The following is a 25,249-nucleotide window of genomic DNA, read 5'->3' on the forward strand; positions in this document are numbered from 1 at the left end:
TTTCTAGTACGAAAGCTAGTGCATTTATACCATCCGAACAAAACCCAGCGATAATTACCTAATCCAGATTTTTTTGGAAATAATGCTTCGATTCGAAGTCTCTAATTGAAAAATATACAGGCCCGGAGTCAAAAATCCAGCTTGAATTTCCAGTTCTAGTCCTGCATTGATAGAAATATCAGAAAGGAGAACCTGCCCCATGGCTGAAATCAATCTTCCTTTTCCATTTTGATTAGAGATTACTTTTATGGGGCCATCACTAGGATTTGGATACACTAAAAGCTGAATCGATTCGGAAGGAGGTGAGGAAGAAGCTAAAGCAGATAAGTAGATCAAACCACCGCCTCTGCTTCCTAAAATCAAGTCAGGATTGTCGCCCAGCAGATTCGGAACGAGTGCTATCCAAGTATTTCTGCCTAATCGAGTCGGGAAATCTAGGTTACCAATCCGGATTTTTACTTCTTCTCGCTGGCTGTTTTCCATGAAATTTTCGATAAATACAACAATCCCTCGTTGATCGACTGCATAGAGATTTGGTTGATTTCCTTGTTGCACCGAAATGCTCAGATTCCGATTTGCGGGATTATCCTGAAAACCCAAAAAATCCCTTTCTGAAAGTTGAGCTGAGAAAGAATCCCAATTCATTTCATAAAGATCCAGTCCTCCATTTTGCCGGGCAACCAAGAGGTATTCCTGATTTTCAAAGGAATAAAATTGAAGGTAATCTCCCCGATTGGGTTCATATCCTGTTAGTAAAGCTTCTTGCCAAGTCCCTTCTAAAAATCTAAAAAGTACCTGCTCGGGAATGTTCCCTTCAAATCGAATTCCGCTGATTAGCTTCTGCGAGTTGTTTTGGAGTTCTGAGTATTCCAAATATTGGATTTCTGTCAAATTCAACTCTCGGAGTTCTTGATTGCGGGATCTCAAATCAAATTCACCGTTTTGAAAAGAAAAGGAAGCCAATTCACCCAAAACTTCTCCCTCTCGGGTCACATTGGAAGTGATCCACAATTCTCCACCGTTTTGATTTCCTTTGAAAAAAGGCCGGCTGTTTTCTCCAAGATCCAAAACCTGATCCTGCAAAAATGGGGTTGTATTTCCATTGAAAAGAAAGACTGAGGATTCGTAATCAATTCCGTAAATAGTTGCTGCTTCGTTGGAATTGAGGCTTATCAGGAGTTGATCATCCACCCAAGAAGCATTATGAAATGAAGGAAATTGGGGAAGGGGACCAAAGGCGGGCAAGCTATTCGAAAATTCATCAAAGATCGGCTCCTTTTCTGTGCCTTTATTCGGGAAAAAATAGAGAATCTGACATTCATCTCTGCCCAGTAACATATCAGGAATACCATCTCCTGTAAAATCCTGATAGAGGATAGAATGTCCTCCGGCATGCTGAATTCGAAGGTTTTTGGTTTGATTTTGACTTAAATCGAAACCGCTACAGGTTTTTCCGAAGGAAATGTCTCCACAGGCACAAAATTCAAAATTCCCCCAATGGGTTTTGGGAAAAGCAAAACCATCCAAATCAGGAATTCCTGTTCGGTCTACCGACGTATTTTCATAGAATTCTAAATAATCACCCGAAGCGAAATTGAAGATCGCAAGGTCCAAATCCCCATCCTGATCCAAATCTCTGATTAATGGGGTATCCAAATTATTGGCTTGGATATTTGACCCATTATCCAAAGGGAGAAAATTTCGCTCCAGTTCCCAGGAAATTTCATTCTGTGTAGATGTGTTTTTATAGACCTTGATTCCTAAAGCCGTCGAGGTGAAAAGATCTTTTTTCCCATCTAGATCAAAGTCAGCCAAAACCAGAAACCCACTAATGTCGCTTGGGAAAAAATAAGCCCATTCGGGACGGAGAGTAAAGATTTCCCCTGACTTTTCAAACACACTCAATTGTCTGGAATTGATATCCCAAATCACCCATTCTTCGATTTCATCCCCATTCAGATCTATGGTTTGAATTTGTGCCGAATTGATTCCTCCGCTCCAAGCAGCAGGAAGAGTTTGGCCATTTTCTAGAATGGAAGGTGAATCACTCAGGGAAAAAGTAGTTTGCCCGAAAGCAAGCACAGAAGGAAGAAAAAGAAGAAGAAATAAAGTGCTTCGCATGCGTGATATGAAAACCAAAATTAAATATAAAACGATGTCTGTACTTCCAAGATGCGTTAGATTGGTTTATTTTGGGGAAAATTGATTGGAATCATGAATATTGTTACGCTTTACCAAGCATTTCTGAATAGCACTGGAGTTAGTACCGATACTCGTCAAATTCAAAAGGACAACTTATTTTTTGCCTTAAAAGGTCCCAACTTCAACGCCAATGAGTTTGCTGCCAAAGCTTTGGAAATGGGGGCATCTGCTGTAGTGGTCGATGAGGAGAATTATTATGTAGAAGGGGATGATCGCTATTTCATTTGTCAGGATGCTTTGGTTTGCTTGCAGAAGCTCGCCAACTACCATCGGCATCAGTTTGATATTCCGGTCATTGGTTTGACAGGATCGAATGGAAAGACCACTTCCAAAGAACTGCTGAATGCCGTGTTGAGTAAAAAATTCAAAACCTTGGCCACCAAAGGTAATCTCAACAATCATATCGGAGTTCCCTTGACTTTGCTCCAACTGAATGCTGAACATGAGATTGCCATCATCGAGATGGGGGCCAATAAGCAAGGAGATATTCAGGAACTATGTGAAATTGCTGAGCCAACCCATGGATTTATCACCAATATTGGAAAGGCTCATCTGGAGGGAATGGGTGGGCCGGAAGGTGTTTTGAAGACAAAAACAGAACTCTATCAGCATCTTCGGGAAAATAAGGGCACCGTTTTTATCAATTCTCAGGACCCAATTCTTTCGAATATGATTAAGAGATTCTCGGATCCAATTCTTTATCCGGCGAAAGGGGATTTCTGTGAAGTGAACTTTTTAGGAGCTGATCCTTATGTAAAATTTTCGGTTGAGGGTGTGGAAGGCGAGCATTTGACGTCTCTAATCGGGGGATACAACTTTGGGAATATTGCCACCGCCTTGACTATAGGGAAATATTTTGGCGTGCCGATGCAAGATTCAGTAGAGGCTGTAGTCAATTACAAGCCTGAAAACATGCGCTCCCAATTGATAGAAAAGCGAAGTAACTTGATCATTTTGGATGCTTACAATGCCAATCCTTCAAGTATGGAGGTAGCGATCCGAACTTTTGGAAGGATGACTGGAAAAAAGCATAAAATGATCATTTTGGGGGATATGTTTGAGTTGGGTGAGCATGCAGAAGAGGAGCACCGAAAGCTTGGGGAAATTGTGAGTGAGTATCCAATTGATAAAGTTTGCCTTACTGGAAAGCTTATCGTTTCAGCATTGGAAAAAGCCCCAAAGGCCTTGTACTTTCCCGATCCTTTTTCATTTAGAAACTGGTTGCAGGACAGTAAATTGGAAGATTACCTCATTCTTATCAAAGGAAGCCGAGGAATGAAATTAGAAACCCTGGTGGATTTTATTTAAACTCTCTTTACTTGAGGTAGTTAAGAAAATAGGGATCCATTAAATCGATAAAAATTATGAGGCCATATTTGAAATTCCTTTCTGAGCTTGCGCAAAACAATCATAAAGACTGGATGGATGCGAATAAGCCTTGGTATCAGGAAACCAGGAAGGAATTTTTGGCAGATGTGGAAGTAATGCTCAAAAATCTAGCTGAAATAGACCCTGTTTTTTCTTCTTTTCAGGCAAAGGATTGTGTGTTTCGACAAAATCGAGACGTTCGATTTTCAGCAAATAAAGATCCCTATAAGACAAATTTTGCAGCGTACTTTTCTCCAAAAGGAAAGAAATCCGAAGGACCAGGATGGTATTTACATATTCAACCCGGAAAATCTTTCATAGGTGGAGGAATTTGGATGCCCATGTCTGATACCCTCAAAAAAATCCGAAAGGAAATTGACTATTCCGGTGCTGAATTAGAGCAAATTCTTTCCCAGCCAGATTTTAAGAAGTTATTCCCAACAATTGAAGGGGAAAAGCTGAAAACCTCTCCTAGGGAATATGAGGCTGATCATCCTTATATCGAATTCCTTCGAATGAAAAGCTTTGTCGTCTCCAGTCCGATCAAAGATCAGGACGTTGGTTCTGGGAATTTTATCAATATGGCATTACAAGGATTCCGAACCATGCATCCCTTCCTCCAATTCTTAGAAAGAGCAGTGGAGGAAGTAGAAGATGGAAGCGGGATTTTATAAAAAAGCTTTTTTACCAGTCCATTTGATCTGAGAAATGGGTAAAAAAGCTTAAGCCTACGATCGAAATAATAATTACTCCAATAAGGAATCCGATTAGGCGGATTATTAATTCAGACTTTGCCCAATTTGCCTTGTTCGGTTCGGTGGACTTGTCAATAGCCCAAACAATCAAAACGATAAAGCCAATCAGGGGGATTTTTGAAATAATCAAATTAATGATCCAGTCACCCAAGGTTAGGGGTGGTTTTTTGAATTCATCAGGAAAATTCATAATGGAAAGGGTTTAGGGTTAGAAGAAATCACTCACCTGAAATTCATGCTCCTGGATGGCATAATTTTCCGGTTGATAGGGGTCAGTTTGTACAAATTGAATAATGATTTGTTCGTATTCCTGCGCATTGTCAAAATCACGAAGGTAGATTTCTGCACATTTTCGGGCTAAGATTTCAGGTTGGTTTGAAAGCTTTTTGGGGTCTCCATTTTCTAGGCGGAGGATTATAATTTTTTCGGTAGGCGTATTGGTTAAATTGACCTGCACGTTTTCAAATTCCCCCAAAGCCCGGATTTCATCAGAAGGGAGAAACCCATCTCCAACGATGGCTTCGATTCCAGTAAAAGCCACTTTGATAATATCTTCTGGATTACAGGCACAAGAAGAGAAAAGTCCTAAGACTGAAAAGAACAAAAGGCTAATTTGTAAAACCCTTATTTTCATTGGGAAAGCTTTTTCCCAAGATACGATTCCTCTTTTTTCTTTTCAAGGTGAAAAATCGTTTCGTTCAATCCTTGGCTTTGAAGTTTTGAGTGAAAAATAAAGGATACTTCAAGAGGTAAGGGGAGGAAAAAGAAAAGGCTTGCAGTCAAAGCAAGCCTTTGGTGGAGAATAACGGATTCGAACCGATGACCTCTACACTGCCAGTGTAGCGCTCTAGCCAACTGAGCTAATTCCCCTTGAATTTTTTGTTTAGAAAGTCTCAGATGACCTTCCCGAATGCTTTCGGGACGCTTTGGGTAAATGAGCCATTTCTTCTAAATGGATTGCAAATATAGAACAGGGATTGGATTGAACCAATAAAAAATTATTGACCTGAGTAATTTACCCTCGTCATTATACTTCGACCTAATGTCACCTCATCTGTAAACTCCAATTCTCCTCCTACAGGAATTCCTCGGGCAATAGTGCTGATATCAACTCCTTTGTCTTTTAGTCTTTTGGAAAGATAAAAAGCTGTGGTATCTCCTTCCATCGTCGCACTAAGAGCCAAAATTATTTCTTTGACAGGTTCTCCTTCTTTTGCGACATCAATTCGATTGATAAGCGATTCGATGTGTAACTCTTCCGGACCAATTCCCTGAATTGGAGAAATCACACCTCCAAGAACATGATATTTTCCATTAAACTGGTTTGTGTTCTCAATTGCTAGGACGTCACGAATATCTTCCACCACACAAATGATGGATCCATCCCTTCTATGACTTTTGCAAATGCTGCATTCTTCCTCATCCGAAATGGTATGGCAGGTTTTGCAATACTTTACCTCCTGTCTCATTCTGGTAATGGCAAGCGCCAAGGCTTCCGTATGTGCCTCGTGCTGTTTTAGGAGATGTAATGCGAGTCTTAATGCTGTTTTCTTTCCTATGCCTGGAAGACGGGATATTTCCGTTACAGCATCTTCAATCAATTTGGAGGGAAGATTCACAGATTAGTAGAATTAGGTGATGGTAGCTTGGATTCCGGCATCAAGAATGGCTTCGCACATGGGCTTCAATTCTTCGAAACTACCCTTTTTGACGGCGCATTTCCCTTTGTAATGAATGATAAGGGTACATTGTTCGGCCTGTTCTCTAGTATGTTTACAAACTTTTATCAGAATATTAATGACATGGTCAAAGGTATTGACGTCATCATTGAATACGACCAAGTCATGTTCCTCGAGATCCAACAGCTCCTCTAATACAATCTCTTCTTCTTCCAACTCAGGAAATGATGTCCTCATATCGATCATGTTGCAAAATTAAGAATTATGGTCAATTTTAGCGATTCACATCCCTTCTCTTTTATGAATCCGCAAATCGTCCTAATTGTTATTTCATTTTACTTTTTGCTGCTTTTTTTGATTTCATGGTTCACTTCACGAAAGGTAACGGCTGAAACCTTTTTTACAGGTGACCGACAATCTCCTTGGTTTTTGGTGGCATTTGGAATGATTGGGGCTTCTTTGTCGGGTGTGACATTTATATCTGTGCCGGGCGAAGTTGGGAACAGTAATTTTTACTATTTCCAGGTCGTTTTGGGTTATACACTGGGATATTTTACCATTGCCAAAGTACTTCTGCCGCTGTATTACCGACTAAATCTAGTATCCATTTATTCCTATTTAGAGGATAGATTTGGATTTTGGTCTTACAAAACCGGGGCTTTCTTTTTTATTCTTTCGAGGACTTTGGGTTCCTCTCTCCGCGTTTTTCTAGTCGCTTCTGTTCTTCAGTTAATTCTTTTTGACTCCTTGGGGATTCCATTTTGGGTTTCGGTATTGATAACGGTCGGATTGATTTGGATCTATACCCATAGAGGAGGAATCAAAACTGTCGTTTGGACGGATACCTTGCAGACGTTTTTTATGCTTGCCTCGGTAGTGGTATGTATCAAGTTGGTGGGGGATGAATTAGGTTTTTCAGGTGTGATGGATTATATCCAGCGAGTTTCGGAAGACCCACGATCTGATATTTTCAATTGGGATTGGAAAGCGGGTACCAATTTCTTCAAGCAGTTTATCTCTGGGGCTTTTATCACCATTGTGATGACAGGCTTGGATCAAGACATGATGCAGAAGAACCTGACCTGCCGAAATATTGGGGATGCCCAGAAAAATATGTTCTGGTTTACTGTCATTTTGGTGATCGTGAATCTTCTCTTTTTGGGTTTAGGCGTCATGCTTTACCTATATGCCGAGACGAATGGAATTTCTATTCCAGCCAGAACAGATGAGCTTTTTCCTATGCTTGCTACCCAACATTTTTCGGCCTTTGCAGGGATCATTTTTGTATTGGGAATCACGGCTGCAGCTTATTCCAGCGCGGATTCTACCCTGACTGCTTTGACTACCTCATTTTGTATTGACTTTTTGGAAATCGAGCGGAAATACCCTCAGGAAAAACGGGTTACAATTCGCAAAAAAGTCCACCTAGCGTTTACCTTGGTGATGTTTGTAGCAATCATGGTCTTCCATTGGATAAATGATCAAAGTGTAATCAATTCTGTATTTGTGGTTGCTGGCTACACCTATGGGCCACTTTTAGGACTTTATTCCTTTGGATTGTTTACCAAATGGAATGTTAAAGACCGAGTTGTCCCTTACTTAGCGGTGGCCGCTCCAACGCTCACTTTCATTATCAGTTCCAATTCAGAAGATTGGTTTTGGGGGTATAAATTCGGATTTGAAGCCCTAATTTTAAATGGTTTGCTGATGTTTTTGGGGCTTTATTTGTTCCGCAAAAAATCCTAAAATCCCAATTCCTTCTCAGGGTCCCAAAATAGCTTGTCGAAATTCTGAACCTTGTCATTTTTTACAACAATGCCTTCGGCTTCTAATAGCTCTTGCATTAGAGTGGGAGTTTGGAAATGGTGCTTTCCGGTCAATACTCCAATTCGATTGACTACTCTATGGGCAGGGACATCTGGAAGTGTATGGGCTGCATTCATGGCATATCCTACCATTCTTGCTCCTCTTTTGAGTCCCAAATAATGGGCGATGGTTCCGTATGTGCAGACCCGACCGGCAGGGATCTCTCGGACAACTTGATAAACCAAGTCAAAATAATTCACTTTTTCATCACCCATATCACTTGGAGAGTTTTTGGTGTATTCCTCAAGGATTCGAAAAATAACAGCTAATTTTAGGAATTATCAACCGATAAAATTCAAATGACACGAAATATCATCATCACTGGTGCAGCAGGAAATTTAGGATCAGCAGTTGTTGGGAAATTCAAAAGGGAAGGATATAAGGTGATTGCCTTACTCAATCCCGGAATGGATGAGGAAGTAGAAGATGCAGATGATAGCTATGAAGTGGATGTGACCAATGAAGAAGCCGTTGCCGAATTCGTAAGGGAATACCAATTGCAATACCAGGATTTAGATGCCTTGGCGATGTTGGTAGGTGGTTTTGGTACAGGTACCATTGAAGAGACTTCACAGGAAGATCTTGAAAAAATGATCCAACTCAATTTTTTCAGTGCATTTCACCTTGTAAAAGGATTTCTGCCTGTGATGAAAAAGCAGAATAAAGGCACTTTTCTATTTGTAGGTGCAAGACCTGCTCTTCAATTAGAAGACGCTTCTTGGGCGGTAGCTTATGCGATGAGTAAAGGGATGGTGATGAATTTGGCGGAGATTGTTGCTGGACTTACTAAAGAAACTTCCATTCGTTCTCATGTTTTTGTGCCAAGTATCATTGATACTCCTCCTAACAGAGAATCAATGCCAGATTCTGACTTTTCCAAGTGGGTAAGACCGGAAGAAATCGCAGAAGCCATGCATTATGCAGTCAACAATTCTGCACTTAGAAACATGACATTCAAATTATATGGAGAAGTTTAATATGAAAAATTGGGTGGCCTTATTGGGATTGATTTTCCTAATGCTTTTCTCTTTTCAGATTCAGGCTCAGTCCTCTGAGGAAGAAGTTAAGGCGGTCATTGAGCAATTATTTGATGGAATGCGCGCTAAGGATGGGCAACAAGTTGGTGCTGTGTTTTTAGAAAATGCTCCAATGCAAACTGTAATAGCTGGAGAAAACGGAAGCAAAGTCGATAGCAATTCAGTGGCAGATTTCGTAGCAAGGATTTCCCAGACACCAGAGGATGTTCAGCTTGATGAACGAATTCTGGATTATCAAATCCAAGTTGACGGGGATATGGCTGCTGCTTGGACTCCTTATGAGTTTTATGTCAATGGCAATTTTAGCCATTGTGGTGTCAATTCCTTCCAATTGGTTCGTACAGAGGAAGGTTGGAAAATTGTATATATCATCGATACTCGACGCAAAGAGGGCTGCTAATTATGAACTTAAATAAAGAAGAGATTTTTCAGAAGGCGGTGTCCTTTTTGAAGGATAGGCTTAATCAACTCCGGGAAGAGCGAAAAGCTATATCGGAAGGGATTTTGGAAGATGATAAGAGTAGCGCCGGAGATAAGTTTGAGACTGGGAGAGAAATGCTCACGCAAGACCTTCGTCAAGTAGAGGGTCAAATCAAATCCAATTCAGACCTTTTGGAGGAACTTTACCGCATTCAAAGTATCAAGGGAATCGGTGAGAAGGTCCGGGAAGGAAGTTTGGTGAAAATCGGAGATGATCACTTCCTGATTTCTGTGGCATTGGGAAAATTACCCTTACCTGAAGGAGAAATTTTCTTGATCAGTCCTGTTTCCCCCTTAGCTCAGCAAATAATGGGGAAAGGTCATGGAGAGACCGTTCTTTTTAAAGGCAAGTCTCAACAATTCGAATTGATCGCTTAGATCTTGCTCTTCAGTAAAAAGAAATTTTCAGAGGTAAAGCCCAAGGATTTTAAAATTTTTGGGCTTTATTTTTATAAAATTTCATCAAATCGATGCTTTTTCTAACAAATTTCAACAAAAAAGGCTTGGAGTTTGGCAAAAAGGAAATAGCTGATTAAACTTGTGGAGTCGTGTGAAAAAGATGAAAAATTCCAACAACACCTTTTTTTATTTTTTCGATAAGGCTTCCATGAGCATGGAAATGCCTATTACTTTTATGATGACGACTGGTTGGACAACCATTACGGGGTGATCCCGTGCTAGCTAATTGATTTCCGCCCCTTTAGGCTTTTGCCTTTTTTATCATTAAACGCTCCTATTTACTATGAAAATTATCAAGTTTGGAGGTTCGTCCATTGCGAATCCCGATACGATCCAAAAAGTTTTTTCCATTATTCAGGAAAAGCTAAAAAGACAGGATTTAGCCATTGTTTTTTCGGCATTTGGTGGAGTCACGGAGACTCTGCTAAGTATCGCACGAATGGCTCGTGAAGGGGATCAGGTGTACCGGGATTTGTTGCAAAGCTTGGAAGAAAAACACTTGGATATGGTTCGGCAACTCATTGCTGTTCAGAATCAATCCACAGTCATGACCTATGTAAAAGTCAGGTTCAACGAGCTGGAGGACCTGTTTCATGGGATTTTTCTTATCAAGGAAAATTCTCCCCGAACTTTGGATTATGTGGTCAGCTTTGGAGAGCGTTTATCGGCATTTATTTTAGCAGAAGCGCTAGCAGCAAAAGGTATGAAGACCAAATTTTTGGATGCCCGAGAAGTTATTCGCACTAATGATCGATTTGGACAGGCACGCGTGGATTTTGAGAAAACCAATGCGCTTATCCGAGAATATTTTCTTAACCATGATGGAATCAAGGTAATCACCGGTTTTATCGCGGCCACAGAAAAGGGGGAAACTACTACGCTCGGAAGATCCGGGTCGGATTACACGGCTGCGATTTTTGCTTCTGCGTTGGAGGCAGAGGATTTAGAGATTTGGACAGATGTTTCTGGAGTTTTGACCTCTGACCCTAATTTGGTTTATACTGCTTTCACCATCCCACAGCTCAGTTATAATGAGGCGATGGAGCTTTCCCATTTTGGTGCGAAAGTAATTTTCCCGGCTACTATGCAGCCGGCAATGAAGCGGAATATCCCGATTCGTATCAAAAACACCTTTGATCCTTCCAATCCAGGAACTTTGATCAATGGAGAAGTGACCAAAGAAGCCTTGATCAAAGGGATCAGCTCCATGTCCAATATTTCTATTGTGACGGTGCAGGGAGCAGCTTTATTGGATGGGACGGCCGGTAGTCGGGTTTTCAAAGCTCTGGCAGAAGCCAAAGTGAATATTGTCCTGATTTCACAGGCATCTTCTGAGCATAGTGTTTGTTTGGCAATCAAAACCACTGAGTCATATTTGGCAAAGGAAGTTGTTGAACAAGAATTCTATTATGAAATCAAATCCGGGGAAATGGATGAGGTTTCATTACTTCATGGATTCTCCACCATCGCAGTGGTTGGGGAAAATATGAAGCATAATCCAGGTGCATCTGGCAGAATGTTCCGTGCATTGGGAAGAAATAATATCAACGTTGCGGCGATTGCTCAGGGAAGTTCAGAGCTTAACATTTCAGCAGTAATTCCTCAAGCAGACCTTCAAAAAGCTCTCAATGCTTTGCATGAGGCATTTTTCTTGTCAGAAAATAAAGTTCTCCACGTATTTCTTGTTGGTACAGGCTTGATTGGAAAGGCATTGACCAAGATGATTGCCAATCAGCAACTAAAGCTTCGGGATGATAGCGAGTTGGATATTCAGATTCATGGCTTGGCCAATAGCCGATATATGGCCTTTCATGAGGATGGATTTAATCTCAAAGAAGGTTATGAGCTTTCTGATGCCGATCAAAAAATGGATTTAGGAAAATTCATTCAGCAAATGGAGGACATGAACTTCTCCAACTCAGTGTTTGTGGATTGTACAGCAAGTCAGGAGGTGGCAGATGCCTATTCCCGAATTTTGGAAGCAAAAGTCGCTATCGTTACTCCAAACAAAAAAGCAAACTCCGGCTCGATGGAGCAATATCTATCTCTGAAGCGTTTGGCAAAGAAACGAGGCGTAAAATTCCTTTACGAAACCAATGTGGCAGCAGGACTTCCTGTGATCAACACCTTGCAGGATTTGATGCTTTCCGGAGATCGGGTTATTCGGATTGAGGCAGTATTGAGTGGGTCCATGAATTTCATTTTTTCTGAATTGGAAAAAGGAGATCCTTTTTCTGAGGTGGTTCGAGTTGCTCGCGAAAAGGGATATACTGAGCCTGACCCTCGAGATGATTTGAGTGGAATGGACGTAGCTCGAAAGATTTTGATCCTGGGAAGAGAAGCCGAGCAAAAGCTAGAGTTTGATGATATTTCCATTCAAAGTATGGTTCCTGAAGATTGTCGGGATGCGGCTTCCGTGCATGAGTTTTTCGAAAAACTCAAACATCATGATACCTATTTCAAGAAGCTTTTGGAAGAAGCAGAGGCAAAAGGTGAGAAGCTTCGGTTTATGGCTACTTTAGAAAATGGAAAGGCAAAAGTCGGCTTGAATTCCCTTCCCAATTCCCATCCTTTTAGTAGTTTAAGCGGTAGCGATAATATGATTTTGCTGACTACTGAAAGGTATTTGGATAGGCCGATGATTATCCGAGGACCGGGAGCTGGAGCTGATGTGACTGCAGCTGGAGTATTTGCAGATGTAATTCGAATTGGTAACTATACTCGGGAATAATGAAATCAGTCCAAGCATTTGCCCCGGCCACCGTAGCCAATGTTTCTTGCGGCTTTGACATTCTAGGTTTTGCCATTGAAGGAATGGGAGATCGGGTGACTTTGCGGGAAAAAGAGACTCCCGGTTTAGTCGTGTCATCTATCCAAGGAGATGGAGGAAAACTTCCAAAAGATCCAATCAAAAACACCTGTTCAGTGGCTATCCAAGCTTTGCTAGATGAGTTGGGACAAAATGTTGGGATGGAGATTTGTTTAGAAAAAGGCCTGCCTTTGGGTTCGGGGATGGGATCGAGTGCTGCTAGTGCGGTAGCAGCTTTGGTGGCTGCCAATCATTTGTTGGGGAATCCATTTGAGAAAAAGGATTTATTGCCATTTGCTATGGCAGCAGAGAAGGCTGCTTGTGGAGCAGGTCATGCTGATAATGTAGGACCAAGTTTGTTGGGGGGCTTTGTTTTAATCCGGGATTATCACCCCTTGGATGTGATCAAACTCCATGTGCCTAAAGATCTATATTGCACCTTACTTCATCCTCATTTTGAATTGAATACAGCCGATTCAAGATCGGTCTTGCGAGATAGTATTCCTTTAAAACACGCCACGATTCAATCAGGGAATGTTGCAGGTTTGGTTGCTGGCTTGTACGAGGAAGATTTTGATTTGATTTCCAGGTCCTTGAGGGATGTAATTGCGGAGCCTTACCGAGCTGTATTAATACCTGGATTTTATGAGGTTCGCGAAGCAATCAAAGGTGCAGGAGCACTTGGAATGGGGATTTCAGGTAGTGGGCCAACCTTATTTTGCTTGTCAAAAGGAAAAGAAAAGGCAGCTAAAATTGCGGAAGCCGCAAAGGAAGTATATCAATCGATTGGTTTGGGTGTGGATGTATACTTTTCGGCGATCAATACTGCTGGGGGGTATGTTTTAGAAGGTTAATTTTATGAAGTACTACAGTACAAATAATCCGTCCCATCAAGTCTCCCTTTCTGAAGCAGTCATCAAAGGGCTTGCTCCTGATAATGGCTTGTACATGCCGGAGCGAATTCCTGTTTTATCCCCTGAGCTTATAAATCGAATGTCAGAAATGAGTTTTCGGGAAATAGGCTATGAAGTGATTAGTGCTTTATTCTCCGAGGATCTCAGCGATCATCAAATCCAAGAATTGGTAGATCATACCCTTGCTTTTGATGCGTCAATTGTCAAAGTGGAGGAATATGTTTACAGCCTGGAACTTTTTCATGGACCAACCTTAGCATTTAAGGATTTTGGAGCACGCTTTTGCTCCAAATTGATGAGCATGTTGGATGAAGAAAAGGCTCAAAAGATCTATGTTCTTGTTGCTACTTCTGGGGATACGGGAAGTGCAGTTGCCAATGGATTTCTTGGGGTAGATGGGGTAGAGGTGATTATTCTTTTTCCAAGAGGGAAGGTGAGTCCACTACAGGAAAAGCAGTTTACTACTTTGGGAAAGAATATTACTGCTTTGGAAGTTGAGGGGGTATTTGATGATTGTCAAACCTTGGTCAAACAGGCTTTTTTGGATGAAGAATTGAATCAAAAGTTGCTTTTAACCTCTGCTAATTCTATCAATATTGCCCGATGGATTCCTCAGTGTCTATACTATTTCTACGCTTATTCAAGATTGCCTAAAAATGGAAAGAAGGTCGTTTTTTCGGTTCCGAGTGGGAATTTCGGAAATATTGGAGCTGGAATTTTAGCAGCGCGAATGGGCCTGCCGATTGATCATTTTGTAGCAGCTACAAACTTGAATAAGGTTGTTCCGGAATACCTTAAAGGTGCTGAGTTTTTAGCACAACCTTCCATTCAAACCCTATCCAATTCCATGGACGTGGGTAACCCAAGTAATTTTCCTCGTTTGAAGGCATTGTTTGGGGACGATGAGTCATTTTTTAGAGAAAAAGTAAAAGGGTATTTCTACACCGATGAAGAGACGGTGCGGGCTATTCAACAAGTCAAAGAGCAGGGTTATATTTTAGATCCTCACGGAGCTGTAGGGTATTTGGGTTTGAAGGATTTTATGGCAGAAAACCCCGGATATGTGGGAGTCTTTTTGGAAACAGCCCATCCGGGTAAGTTCAAAGATGTAGTGGAAGAAGCCTTAGGCGAAACGCTGGTTTTACCGGATCGATTAGCCGCTTTTTTAAAAGGTGAAAAAAAGGTGATCCCAATGGAGAAGGATTTTGAGAGGTTTAAGGCGTTTTTGAAAAACTTAGGATGAATGGATTCTTGAACTATGGAATAGAGTCACTATTGAAATCAATCATTTTCCTGCTTTAAGATTTTTTCTTGAATTTCGTTTTTGCCTTTCCCTTTACTATTTTCAGACCCAATCAAACCTAAATTAACCATGAGAATTTCTGCTTATTTGCTGGGATCTTTGCTTTTGGCTTTTGCTTGTTCTCAACCGAAGCAGGTCACCGAAACTGAAGAAATAGAAGAGCTATCAGTATTTGCTCATTCTCCACTCGTAGAGCATATCTACACCGCAGATCCTTCGGCACATGTTTTTGAGGGAAAAATCTACGTCTACCCTTCACATGATATAGAAACTGAAGTCAGCGAAGATGATATGGGCTCCCATTTTGACATGAAGGATTACCATGTTTTTTCGATGGATCAACCTGGAGCTGAAGTGGTTGATCATGGGGTTGCTCTTAAGTTAGAAGATATTCCTTGGGCAAGTAGACAGCTTTGGGCCCCGGATGCCGCTGAGAAAAATGGGAAATATTACCTCTATTTTCCAGCTAAGGATAAGCAGGATATTTTCAAGATTGGTGTAGCAGTGTCAGATAAGCCTGAGGGGCCTTTCGTGGCAGAACCTGAGCCAATAGCTGGAACTTTCAGCATGGATCCCTCCGCATTTCAAGATGGTGAAGATTATTATTTGATTTGGGGTGGAATCTGGGGAGGTCAACTTCAATGGTATGATGATCAAAAATTGGTAGAAGGTAGAAAAGGGCCTACAGATGGGATTCCCGCACCGGACCAAGCGGCATTGATGCCATACATTGCCAAGCTTTCGGACTCAATGACCGATCTGGCAGAGCAACCTCGAGAGGTTTTGATTTTGGATGAAAATGGGGAGCCTATTAAGGCGGGAGACCATGATCGAAGATTTTTTGAAGCTGCGTGGATGCATCGACACAATGGCAAATATTATTTGTCCTATTCAACAGGAGACACGCATTTCATAGCATATGCCATCGGTGATTCTCCATATGGTCCTTTTACTTATCAAGGAAATGTTCTAGAACCGGTACAAGGCTGGACTAATCATCATTCTATTGTGGAATTTGAAGGAAAGTGGTATCTCTTCTACCACGACACCGAGTTGTCTGGAAAAACTCCACTTCGAAATATCAAAATGACGGAATTGACCCATCTCCCGGATGGGAAAATTCAAACAATCAATCCCATGAAATAAAATAAGCCGGAGAAATTCCGGCTTACTTTTTTCGCTCGATTGAATAACTTACTAAATCCCTAAGAGAGGTTTTGTAGTCTGATTCGGGGAATTCATCCAAAAGACTTAAGGCTTCCTGATAGAAGCTGTTCATTTTTTCTTTTGCGTATTCTAATCCACCACTACTTTTCACGAAGTTTATTACCTCGGCTACTGCTTTTTTGTCCTCAGATTTATTTTTGATTAGACTGATAATTCTTCTTTTTTCCAACCAATCTGCATTTCGAAGTGCATAGATAAGCGGTAAGGTCATCTTTTTCTCTTTGATGTCAATACCTACTGGCTTGCCGATTTCATCTTCTCCATAGTCAAACAAATCATCCTTGATCTGGAAAGCCATCCCCACTTTTTCACCGAAATCCCGCATTTTGCTGACTTTCTCCAAATCTCCATTGACGCTAGCAGCTCCAACTGCACAGCAGGATGCTATTAGACTTGCAGTTTTTTGTCGGATGATCTCATAGTAAACCGATTCGTCCACATCCAACTTTCGGGCCTTGTAACTTTGCAGAAGCTCTCCTTCAGACATTTCCTTGACGGCATTGGAGACTATTTGCAACAGGTGGAAATCTCCATTATCGACCGATAATAACAAACCTCGGGAAAGCAAGTAATCTCCGACTAAAACCGCGATTTTGTTTTTCCAAAGGGCATTAACCGAAAAAAATCCTCTTCGATAGTTGGCGTCATCGACTACATCGTCATGTACTAATGTTGCCGTATGAAGCAATTCAATGAGTGCAGCACCTCTATGGGTTGAGTCATTGATTTTTCCACAGATTCCCGCCGTTAAAAAGACGAACATGGGGCGCATTTGCTTCCCTTTTCGCTTGACAATGTAATTGGTGATGTGGTCGAGGAGTTTGACTTTACTCTTCATGAAATCCCGAAACTTCTGCTCGAAAACGAGCATTTCGGAAGCTATTGGGACTTGTATTTGTTTGAGGTCAGGTTTCATCAGGAATTGCTGGCGTAAAAATAACAGGCTTTCACTCTAGGACAAGCGATTCTTACTTCATAACTCACAAACTTGAAATAGAAGGTTTCGTTTCGGGATTTTGTGTATTTTGATGAATTAATTCAAAACCCAAGTCCCCTGCACTATGAAAAATCTGCGAATTGAAATTAAATGGGCCATTGTCTTTTTGGTGATGACCCTGCTCTGGATGATGTTCGAAAAATCTATGGGCTGGCACGACGAAGCTATTGCCGACCATGCTTCCTACACCAATCTCTATGCAATACCTGCAATTATGGTCTATGTTCTAGCCTTATTGGATAAAAAGAAAAATTTTTATGGAGGGCAGATGACTTATAAACAGGGATTTATGACAGGCCTAATCATTACCTTGATTGTGGCGATTTTGAGTCCTCTGAATCAATACATAATCAGCACCTTTATTACTCCAGAATATTTTACCAATGTGATTGAATACTCCGTTTCCAATGGGATGATGGAACAAACAGAGGCAGAGGCTTATTTTAGCCTGAAAAATTACATGCTTATATCAGTGATTGGCGCATTGATGATGGGTCTAATCACCACCTTGGTGGTTGCCTTGTTTGTTCGTTCAAGGAAATAAGTGCCATTCCAAAACCAAGTTCCTAGAATTTGTAATTCTTTATCTTTGCCTTCTCATTTTAAAATGAAGTAATCCCCTTGGAGGAAAAATATATTAAACACCGGTATGAACCAATCCTTCCCAGTAAGGATGAGTGGCCTGTGGTCAAATTGGCTAGGGAGAGGAAGGATTTTGTCAAAAAAGTTTCCGAGAAGTCACAGCGAAGAATCTTAAATCAAACCGGAAATAATCCAGAAATTTTAAAAGAAGAGCTTGAAACGACCTTGTATCGGGAAAAGCTTCGGATTAAACAAAATCCTTGGGTCGTTGATCCGGATGATGAGGCAGAGTTTTGGGGGAAAGTAAAGGCTTCCCTTTTGCATATCAATAGCGAAAATAAGCTGAGTGATGCCCAACGAATTCATGAGTATCAGCAAATTCTTGAATCCATCACTACCCGCTATTCAGAGGAGATTGCGAGCAATTTCAAGCATCAGCATTATAAATTCATCCGGAGTGTTGTCACCTTTGGGTTTGCCCGGCTTTTGAATGCAGCTCGGGTAAAGGGCTTTAAGTCCATATTTTCCAATCAATATTCTCTTCAGGATAAGATTCAGATTACCGGAGAGACGGATCAACTTCGTGATTTAGCGACTAAGGGCACGATTGTCATGGTTCCGACCCACTTCTCCAATTTGGATAGTATCTTGATTGGTTGGATTATTTCAGTTTTGGGCCTACCTCCATTCATTTATGGAGCGGGACTGAACCTGTTTAATATTTCGATTTTCGCTTACTTCATGGATGCCTTGGGTGCTTACAAGGTGGATCGCCGGAAGAAAAACTTGGTTTATCTGGAAACTCTCAAAACCTACTCCAAAGAAGCGATCCGTTTTGGCTGTCATTCCCTGTTTTTTCCGGGAGGTACACGAAGTAGAAGTGGAATGATAGAGAGCAAATTGAAGTTAGGGCTCCTGAGTACAGCGATTGAAGCTCAGCGAAGTAATTACCAGCATGGCTTAGATGAAATTAATGGGAAGGTATTTATCGTCCCTGTCACAATCAATTATCATTTTGTACTGGAGGCTCCTAGTCTTATCCGAGACTATTTGAGCATTACTGGACAGGAGCGCTATTACAAGGAAAATGATGAGTTTTCTACCTCTTACAAAATCTCAAAGTTTTTGATAAAGTTTTTTACTAAGGGGTCAGATATTTCTGTTTCCGTTGGGAAGGCGATGGATGTGCTTGGTAATTATGTAGATGAAAATGGGGATAGCCTCGATCAACATGGCCGTGTCATCAATCCGAAGCATTACTTCATGTCAAATGGGGAAGTGAATGTGGATCATCAGCGGGAGGAAGAATATACACAAATGCTTGGGAAGCGGATCGTGGAGGAATTCCATCGAATCAATCGCGTGTTTAGCTCCCATTTAGTGGCATTTACGGCTTTTGAGATGATTCAAGCAAGAAACTCCAAGTTGGATTTATTCGATTTGATTCGCTTGCCCGAAGAAGAGATTTTCATCGACTACCAGGAATTTAAAGATGACTGTCAACGAGTGTATGATCAAATCATGCGTTTGCGGGAAGAGGGGAAAATTAAAATTGCTCCCCATATGAAACAGGGAATGGACGAGATTATTGCTCACGGGTTGGATAATGTGGGTATGTATCATGCGAAGAGGCCTTTGATTCAAAATAAACAGGGTCAAATCGTTACCGAGGACATCAGTTTGCTCTACTTTTATCACAATAGATTACATGGCTATGGACTTGAAAAACTTTTCTAAAGACGCTGTGGTAGGAGTAGTTGGTGTGGGGAGCTTTGGTACAGTCATAGCGAATATGCTGGCCGAGAAAAATAAGGTGCTGGTTTATGCCCGCAAGGAAGAGGTGGTTGAGGAAATTAATCAATTTCATCGTGCTCAGAATCGGGAATTTGATCCAACCATTCTAGCTACACATGATCCAGAAGAACTCTGCAATTCTTGCCATACCATATTTTTTATGGTTCCTAGTTCGGGTTTTCAGGAGGTAGCTAGAAAATTTGCTCCTTTTCTACAGCCTTATCACTTGGTAATTCATGGCACCAAAGGCCTTTGCTTGGATTTACCTGAAGGAAAGGATTTGGATTCATTGAAGAGTATCAATCGTCGCCGAATCTTAACCATGAGTGAGGTGCTTCAAAAGGAAACGGTTGCTGTTCGGGTGGGCTGTTTGGCAGGGCCTAATATTTCTAAAGAATTAGCACTTTCTCAACCTGCTGCCACCGTAATTGCTTCAAAATTCAATGAGGTGATTTTGGAAGGGCAGCGATTGCTTCGATCGGAGCGATTCCAGGTTTATGGAAATTCCGACATTATTGGCGTCGAACTCAGCGGGGTTTTGAAAAATATTATTGCCATCGCTGCTGGGGCTTTGGCAGGCTTAGGTTTGGGAGAAAATGCCAAAGGCCTATTGATCTCTCGTGGAATGGTCGAGATGATCCATTTGAGCAAGGCTTTGGGAGGAAGTGTCAAATCGGTTTTTGGATTGGCAGGAGTGGGTGACCTTGTTACTACTTGTAATTCTGTCAATTCTCGAAACTTTACCGTAGGTTATCGCTTGGCCAAAGGAGAAAAATTAAGTGAGATTTTGGCTGATATGGAGGAAGTAGCTGAAGGCATCAATACCGTAAAAATCATCAAAGGATTTCTGGAATCAGCTGATTTAAGGGCTCCGATTACGGAAAATTTATATAGAGTTTTATTCGAAGAGCTTGAAATAGAAGAGGCCCTCCAATTCCTTATGAAATACCCCTTCAATGTGGATGTAGACTTTGTATAAAAAAAGCTCTTCGTTTTGAAGAGCTTTCTTGATTTTTATTGTACCGGAAGTAATTTCACCAGAAGACCAGTTCCTTCGGTTATTGCATACAAATAGCCATCAGGGCTTTCAGAAACCTGTCTTACACGCCCCAAGTCTTGGAACATGATTTCCTGAGAAAGTGCATCAGTACCTTCCATATCCACACGGTTAATGTGCATTTTCGCCAAAGCACCAATTAAGATGTCTCCTTTCCAGTTTGGATATCGATCGGAGGTAACTAGTGTCATTCCGCAGGTTGCAATGGAGGGAACATAATAGGTTACAGGTTGTTCCATGCCTTCCTTTTCGGTGATGTCAGTAATTGGTGTACCATTATAGTTGACGCCATAGGTGATTACTGGCCAACCGTAATTCTTGCCTTTTTCAATCAAGTTCAATTCATCACCACCCATGGGTCCGTGTTCAGTTTCCCAAAGTCGATTATTGACCTTGTCGAAATACAAACCTTGAGGATTTCTATTTCCATATGACCAAATGGAGGCAAATGCATTCGGCTCATTTACAAAAGGATTGTCACTAGGAATACGGCCATCATCATGGATTCGGTGAATTTTTCCGTGTGGATTGGTTAGATCTTGGGCGTTCTCAGGCTTGTTTCCTTTGTCTCCATTTGAGAAATAAAGATAGCCATCATTATCAAAAACGATTCGGCTTCCAAAGTGTCGGCCGCCTTCCCATTCTGGAAGGGCTACAATTAACTCTTCCTGATTGATAGCCTGATTGTTGTCATCCAGCTTAAATCGCATGATGGTCAAAGCTCCCTTATTATCCGGAAAAGGTTTGGCATAGGCGATATAAATCCAACCGTTTTCTTCATAATCCGGATGTGCAGCAACGTCGAGAAGGCCAGCTTGGTTTACCTCGTGAACCTCAGGTAGTCCCTGAACTTTTTGTCCTGTGAATTGGTCATTTTCGAAAATCAAGATTTCACCTTTTCTCTCCGTGATAAGCATTCTACCATCAGAAAGCCAAGTCATTCCCCATGGGCCTTCCAATTCGGTGAAAAGCGTATCTACTTTGATCAAATGCTTCTCTGTTTGCGTAGCAAAAGTAGGGTCAATCGGCTTGGAAGCTTCAATTTCTTCTTTTTGAGAACATGAAGAAAAGGCCATAATAGTCCCTGCGAAAAGAAATAGAATATGCGGTTTTTTCATAGTTAATTAGTCTTCAATATGAAGCGCAAGTTAGTACATATCTAGTAATCAAGACCGCGGATTCTTTCAAATGGTCGCCTGCTCTTTAGCTAGTTGGATATGATGCATAGCCTCGTCGACCAACTCAGCGGATCCAATCAATAAAGGAGTGCGTTGATGAAGGGATTCCGGGACAATATCAAGAATCCTCCTTTTTCCATCACTCGCTTTAGCGCCCGCCTGTTCTGCAATAAAAGCCAATGCATTTGCTTCATATAAAAGGCGCAGTTTCCCAGTTGGGTTTTTCTTGGTAGCAGGATATAAATAGATGCCTCCTTTAAGAAGATTTCGATGAAAATCAGCTACTAATGAACCAATGTATCGGGCAGCGAATCTATTTTCTTTGCATTGGTCTACATAGCTTTTTATTCCGTCTTGCCAATCTTTTTCCAAACCCTCATTTATTGAATATATGGTGCCTGAGGTCGGAGCCTGAATTTGTGGATGGGAAAGGAAAAATTCTCCTAAGCTGGTTTCATAAGTGAATCCATTGACCCCGAATCCAGTCGTGTACACTAGCATGGTGGAAGACCCATAAAGCACATATCCGGCAGCTACTTGTTCCGATCCGGGCTGCATGATGTCTTCCTGCTGAATGGGGCTACCAATTGGTGTTTTTCTGCGGTAAATAGAAAAAATCGTTCCGATACTAATGTTCACATCAATGTTGGAACTTCCATCTAAAGGATCGATGGCTACCACATATTTTCCGGAATTATTCTGCAAATCCACCACTGCATCCTCTTCTTCGGAAACTATGGCACAGACTTCGCCACCTTTACTCAAGGCTCGCATAAATCGAATGTTGGCAATGACGTCCAGTTTTTGCTGTTCTTCACCTTGCACATTTGTTTGACCAAAGGCTCCTCCGATATTTGCTAGGCCAGCTCTGTTGGTTTCGCGATTGACGATCTTTGCGGCAAGTGCAATGTCCCGGAGTAATTGTGAGAGTTCACCGGAAGCAAAAGGGAAATCGCTTTGTTTGAGTTTGATAAAGCGATCTAAAGTAGTCCCAACCGAATAGGCCATGCCTGATTGGTCAGGTTGGTAAGGATTGATTTTCATTATTAGAAAAGTACAATATTTGGGTTTATATCTACCCGAAATTAGGAAGAAAATTGAATGACAAAAACAATCATTTTCAAATTTGGAGGTGCATCTGTTAAAGATGCGGATTCTATCAAAAACTTAGCTGAAATTTTGCGTAATCGATTGCGAAATCGGATGGTTTTAGTGATTTCTGCTATGGGGAAAACGACAAATGCCCTTGAAAGTCTGATTCGGCAGAGAATGGAAAATTTAGAATATTCTAAGGAATGTACAATTATTAAGAATTTTCATTTGGAGATTTGTCAGAAGCTTTTTCCAGAGGATCATTCTATTTTCCCCCGAATCGACAACTTATTTACCCAACTTGAAAATCAGTTTCATGCTCCTATCAATCAGAGTAATTATGACGAATCTTACGATCGGATTGTGTCCTTTGGGGAGTTAATTTCGACTCGCATAATTTCTGAGTATTTATGTAGTCAGGGATTATTGGTTGTTTGGCAGGATGCACGCGAGCTGATTCGGACTTCTTCTGATTTTCGTTTTGCCCTAGTGGATTGGGAAAAGACCCGAAAACAAAGTCAACGAATCCTGAATCCTATTTTGGATCAATTCCCTGTCATCACGCAGGGATTTATAGGAAGTGATGGAAAAGGTCGAAGCACCACTTTGGGAAGGGAAGGATCGGATTTTACTGCAGCTATTTTGGCCTCTTCACTAAATGCCAACTCTGTCACCATTTGGAAGGATGTCCCCGGAGTTTTGAATGCAGACCCCAAGATTTTTTCACAAACCCAAAAGTTTGATGAATTGGGCTATAAGGAGGCAGCTGAGATGACCTATTTTGGGGCTTCTGTCATTCATCCCAAAACCATTAAACCACTTGCGAATAAAGGAATTCCCCTTTTTGTAAAGTCCTTTTTAAATCCTGAAGCTTCGGGGACCAAGATTCATGGCCAAGCTCCCAATCAGGAAATTCCTGCATTTATCCTCAAGAAAAATCAAATTCTGATCACCTTCAAAGTGACTGACTTTACATTCATTGGGGAGGAACATATCCATCAGATTTACGATCAATTGAAGAATTTAAAGCTTCGTGTCAATATGTTGCAATTGTCGGCAATCAGTGTCTCAGTAGTGATCGACGATGAATTGTTTAAGCTCGACCGATTGCTCAAGTATTTGAAAAATGATTTTGAAATTCGTTTCAATTCGGGCCTGGAGTTATTGACGATTTTGAACCATAAAAAAGTAGATTTTGAGCCTTTTCTTGATGGCTACGATCTTTTGCTAGAGCAGACGACAAGAAACACCTTTCAAGCCGTACGCCGGAAAATCGTAGAGCAAGAAAAAGTTTAGTAACTTAAAGAGTTATTAAAATTTCTAACCCATGCAAACTCGAAGACAATTTATTCAGAAGGCAGGCCTAACTACTTTGGCGGCTGTCAATTTACCTTTTGCAGATAGTTTTTCAAGGTCTGTTTTTCCCAAAGAAGATAAAGTTCTTCGGGTAGCGATAATGGGGCTTGGAAGTTATGGAACTCGCGTAGCCGAGGCTATGCGGGATTGTAAGCGGGCGAAATTGGTAGGAGTGATAAGTGGTACGCCTTCAAAAATCGAGAGCTGGAAAGAGAAGTATGATATCCCCGCTAAGAATTGCTACAACTATGAAAATTTCGACCAAATCAAAGATAATCCAGACATTGATGCGGTTTATGTAATCACTCCCAATTCTTTGCATAAGCCCTATTCGATTCGAGTAGCTCAAGCGGGAAAGCATGTCATTTGTGAAAAACCCATGGCTCTTAATGCTGCTGAAGGAAAAGAAATGGTAGATGCCTGCAAAAAGGCAGGAGTTCATTTGCTGATTGGTTATAGAATGCACTTTGAAGCAAAGACTTTGGAAGTAGTAAAAAGGCAAAGAGCTGGTCAGTTTGGGAAAACTCTGTTTTTTCAGGGATTGAGCGGGTTCATTATTGGTGATCCCAATCAGTGGAGGCTGAATAAGGAATTAGCAGGTGGAGGCTCGATGATGGATATTGGAATCTATTCAGTAAATGGAGCACGCTATATGTTAGGTGAAGAACCGATCTGGGTGACCGCACAGGAAGTGAAAACTGATCCCGTCAAATTTAAAGAGGGAGTGGATGAGACGATTACGTTTCAAATGGGCTTCCCGTCCGGTGCTGTAGCATCCTGTCTTTCCACCTATTCTCTCAATAATTTGGATAAATTTTTCTTAAACGGAACAAAAGGTTTTGCTGAAATGCAACCATCGACAGGCTATGGGCCCATTCAAGCTTGGACAAATCAAGGGCCTATTGAGGCTGAACATATCACTCATCAGACTACCCAAATGGACGAAATGGCTCAAATAATTTTGGAGGGGAAAAAGCCAATTATTCCAGTGGATGGAGAAGAAGGTTTACGAGACATGGTGATTATTGATGCCATCTATGAAGCGGTACGAACTGGAAAAAAAGTAGAGCTTGTCTAGTTTTTAAACACTTAAA

At 41.3% G+C, this 25,249-nt stretch carries 24 protein-coding genes and 1 tRNA gene; 15 read left to right on the top strand and 10 right to left on the bottom strand.

Features of this window, described 5'->3' with window-relative positions; translation table 11 throughout:
* Positions 1-54 precede the first annotated feature (54 nt).
* Positions 55-2,121, bottom strand: a complete 2,067-nt coding sequence (locus E4S40_RS08105) for a T9SS type A sorting domain-containing protein (protein WP_135072845.1) — start codon at positions 2,119-2,121, stop codon at positions 55-57.
* Between the two features lie 93 nt (positions 2,122-2,214).
* On the opposite strand from E4S40_RS08105, the gene E4S40_RS08110 reads away from it, so the two are divergent.
* Together E4S40_RS08110 and E4S40_RS08115 are read left to right on the top strand one after the other, a co-directional pair.
* A complete protein-coding gene (locus E4S40_RS08110; RefSeq protein WP_135072847.1) occupies positions 2,215-3,510 on the top strand; it encodes a UDP-N-acetylmuramoyl-tripeptide--D-alanyl-D-alanine ligase in 1,296 nt (431 codons plus the stop codon).
* Between the two features lie 56 nt (positions 3,511-3,566).
* A complete protein-coding gene (locus E4S40_RS08115) occupies positions 3,567-4,244 on the top strand; it encodes a DUF2461 domain-containing protein (protein ID WP_135072849.1) in 678 nt (225 codons plus the stop codon).
* A gap of 10 nt (positions 4,245-4,254) precedes the next feature.
* Here the strand turns inward: E4S40_RS08115 and E4S40_RS08120 are convergent, their stop codons facing one another.
* The 5 genes from E4S40_RS08120 to E4S40_RS08140 all read right to left on the bottom strand — a co-directional run bounded on the left by E4S40_RS08120 (position 4,255) and on the right by E4S40_RS08140 (position 6,241).
* Positions 4,255-4,515: a hypothetical protein gene (locus E4S40_RS08120; protein ID WP_135072851.1), complete on the bottom strand. Its 261-nt coding sequence runs from the start codon at positions 4,513-4,515 to the stop codon at positions 4,255-4,257.
* Positions 4,516-4,533: 18 nt separating this feature from the next.
* Positions 4,534-4,959, bottom strand: a complete 426-nt coding sequence (locus E4S40_RS08125; RefSeq protein ID WP_135072853.1) for a hypothetical protein — start codon at positions 4,957-4,959, stop codon at positions 4,534-4,536.
* A 159-nt stretch (positions 4,960-5,118) separates the two neighbouring features.
* Positions 5,119-5,195, bottom strand: a tRNA-Ala gene (locus E4S40_RS08130).
* A 128-nt stretch (positions 5,196-5,323) separates the two neighbouring features.
* A complete protein-coding gene (recR, locus tag E4S40_RS08135; RefSeq protein WP_135072855.1) occupies positions 5,324-5,944 on the bottom strand; it encodes a recombination mediator RecR in 621 nt (206 codons plus the stop codon).
* A gap of 12 nt (positions 5,945-5,956) precedes the next feature.
* Positions 5,957-6,241 carry an ATP-dependent Clp protease adaptor ClpS gene (locus E4S40_RS08140; protein WP_135072857.1) on the bottom strand — a complete coding sequence of 95 codons (285 nt, stop codon included), beginning with the start codon at positions 6,239-6,241 and terminating at the stop codon, positions 5,957-5,959.
* 63 nt (positions 6,242-6,304) lie between these two features.
* On the opposite strand from E4S40_RS08140, the gene E4S40_RS08145 reads away from it, so the two are divergent.
* Complete coding sequence (locus E4S40_RS08145) at positions 6,305-7,750, top strand: sodium:solute symporter (protein ID WP_135072859.1); 1,446 nt, start codon at positions 6,305-6,307, stop codon at positions 7,748-7,750.
* Here E4S40_RS08145 and E4S40_RS08150 read toward each other — a convergent pair.
* Positions 7,747-8,085: an MGMT family protein gene (locus E4S40_RS08150; protein WP_135072861.1), complete on the bottom strand. Its 339-nt coding sequence runs from the start codon at positions 8,083-8,085 to the stop codon at positions 7,747-7,749. The two genes, E4S40_RS08145 and E4S40_RS08150, sit on opposite strands and share 4 nt — an antisense overlap.
* 84 nt (positions 8,086-8,169) lie before the next feature.
* Between E4S40_RS08150 and E4S40_RS08155 the strand changes: the two genes are divergently transcribed.
* The 7 genes from E4S40_RS08155 to E4S40_RS08185 all read left to right on the top strand — a co-directional run bounded on the left by E4S40_RS08155 (position 8,170) and on the right by E4S40_RS08185 (position 16,018).
* Entirely contained in the window at positions 8,170-8,847 is a 678-nt protein-coding gene (locus tag E4S40_RS08155) for an SDR family NAD(P)-dependent oxidoreductase (RefSeq protein WP_135072863.1), read from the top strand.
* Positions 8,834-9,307, top strand: a complete 474-nt coding sequence (locus E4S40_RS08160) for a nuclear transport factor 2 family protein (protein WP_237563149.1) — start codon at positions 8,834-8,836, stop codon at positions 9,305-9,307. Before E4S40_RS08155 ends, E4S40_RS08160 begins: the two co-directional genes overlap by 14 nt.
* 2 nt (positions 9,308-9,309) lie before the next feature.
* The gene (locus E4S40_RS08165; protein ID WP_135072865.1) at positions 9,310-9,765 is read left to right on the top strand and encodes a GreA/GreB family elongation factor; all 456 of its coding nucleotides are present in this window, start codon (positions 9,310-9,312) and stop codon (positions 9,763-9,765) included.
* Between the two features lie 364 nt (positions 9,766-10,129).
* Positions 10,130-12,577 carry a bifunctional aspartate kinase/homoserine dehydrogenase I gene (gene thrA, locus E4S40_RS08170; protein WP_135072867.1) on the top strand — a complete coding sequence of 816 codons (2,448 nt, stop codon included), beginning with the start codon at positions 10,130-10,132 and terminating at the stop codon, positions 12,575-12,577.
* Positions 12,577-13,509, top strand: coding sequence for a homoserine kinase (locus E4S40_RS08175; protein ID WP_135072869.1), 933 nt, complete (start codon positions 12,577-12,579; stop codon positions 13,507-13,509). Before thrA ends, E4S40_RS08175 begins: the two co-directional genes overlap by 1 nt.
* Before the next feature lie 4 nt (positions 13,510-13,513).
* A complete protein-coding gene (gene thrC, locus E4S40_RS08180) occupies positions 13,514-14,812 on the top strand; it encodes a threonine synthase (RefSeq protein WP_135072870.1) in 1,299 nt (432 codons plus the stop codon).
* A 129-nt stretch (positions 14,813-14,941) separates the two neighbouring features.
* A complete protein-coding gene (locus tag E4S40_RS08185; protein ID WP_135072872.1) occupies positions 14,942-16,018 on the top strand; it encodes a glycoside hydrolase family 43 protein in 1,077 nt (358 codons plus the stop codon).
* Between the two features lie 22 nt (positions 16,019-16,040).
* Here E4S40_RS08185 and E4S40_RS08190 read toward each other — a convergent pair whose 3' ends face one another.
* A complete protein-coding gene (locus E4S40_RS08190) occupies positions 16,041-17,015 on the bottom strand; it encodes a polyprenyl synthetase family protein (RefSeq protein ID WP_135072874.1) in 975 nt (324 codons plus the stop codon).
* Positions 17,016-17,160: 145 nt separating this feature from the next.
* On the opposite strand from E4S40_RS08190, the gene E4S40_RS08195 reads away from it, so the two are divergent.
* The 3 genes from E4S40_RS08195 (at position 17,161) to E4S40_RS08205 (ending at position 20,451) form a co-directional block, all read left to right on the top strand.
* Positions 17,161-17,640 carry a DUF4199 domain-containing protein gene (locus E4S40_RS08195; RefSeq protein WP_135072876.1) on the top strand — a complete coding sequence of 160 codons (480 nt, stop codon included), beginning with the start codon at positions 17,161-17,163 and terminating at the stop codon, positions 17,638-17,640.
* Positions 17,641-17,717: 77 nt separating this feature from the next.
* Complete coding sequence (locus E4S40_RS08200; protein ID WP_135072878.1) at positions 17,718-19,415, top strand: 1-acyl-sn-glycerol-3-phosphate acyltransferase; 1,698 nt, start codon at positions 17,718-17,720, stop codon at positions 19,413-19,415.
* A complete protein-coding gene (locus E4S40_RS08205) occupies positions 19,393-20,451 on the top strand; it encodes an NAD(P)H-dependent glycerol-3-phosphate dehydrogenase (RefSeq protein WP_135072880.1) in 1,059 nt (352 codons plus the stop codon). Before E4S40_RS08200 ends, E4S40_RS08205 begins: the two co-directional genes overlap by 23 nt.
* A 35-nt stretch (positions 20,452-20,486) precedes the next feature.
* Here the strand turns inward: E4S40_RS08205 and E4S40_RS08210 are convergent, their stop codons facing one another.
* Both E4S40_RS08210 and fbp read right to left on the bottom strand, forming a co-directional pair.
* Complete coding sequence (locus E4S40_RS08210; RefSeq protein WP_135072882.1) at positions 20,487-21,647, bottom strand: PQQ-dependent sugar dehydrogenase; 1,161 nt, start codon at positions 21,645-21,647, stop codon at positions 20,487-20,489.
* A gap of 66 nt (positions 21,648-21,713) precedes the next feature.
* On the bottom strand, positions 21,714-22,751 hold the full coding sequence (gene fbp / locus E4S40_RS08215) for a class 1 fructose-bisphosphatase (protein WP_135072884.1): 1,038 nt from the start codon (positions 22,749-22,751) through the stop codon (positions 21,714-21,716).
* A 57-nt stretch (positions 22,752-22,808) separates the two neighbouring features.
* On the opposite strand from fbp, the gene E4S40_RS08220 reads away from it, so the two are divergent.
* A complete protein-coding gene (locus E4S40_RS08220) occupies positions 22,809-24,095 on the top strand; it encodes an aspartate kinase (RefSeq protein ID WP_135072886.1) in 1,287 nt (428 codons plus the stop codon).
* A 31-nt stretch (positions 24,096-24,126) separates the two neighbouring features.
* Positions 24,127-25,233, top strand: coding sequence for a Gfo/Idh/MocA family protein (locus E4S40_RS08225; protein WP_135072888.1), 1,107 nt, complete (start codon positions 24,127-24,129; stop codon positions 25,231-25,233).
* The last annotated feature ends 16 nt before the right edge of the window (positions 25,234-25,249 follow it).

Source organism: Algoriphagus kandeliae, assembly GCF_004571135.1.
GTDB lineage: Bacteria > Bacteroidota > Bacteroidia > Cytophagales > Cyclobacteriaceae > Algoriphagus > Algoriphagus kandeliae.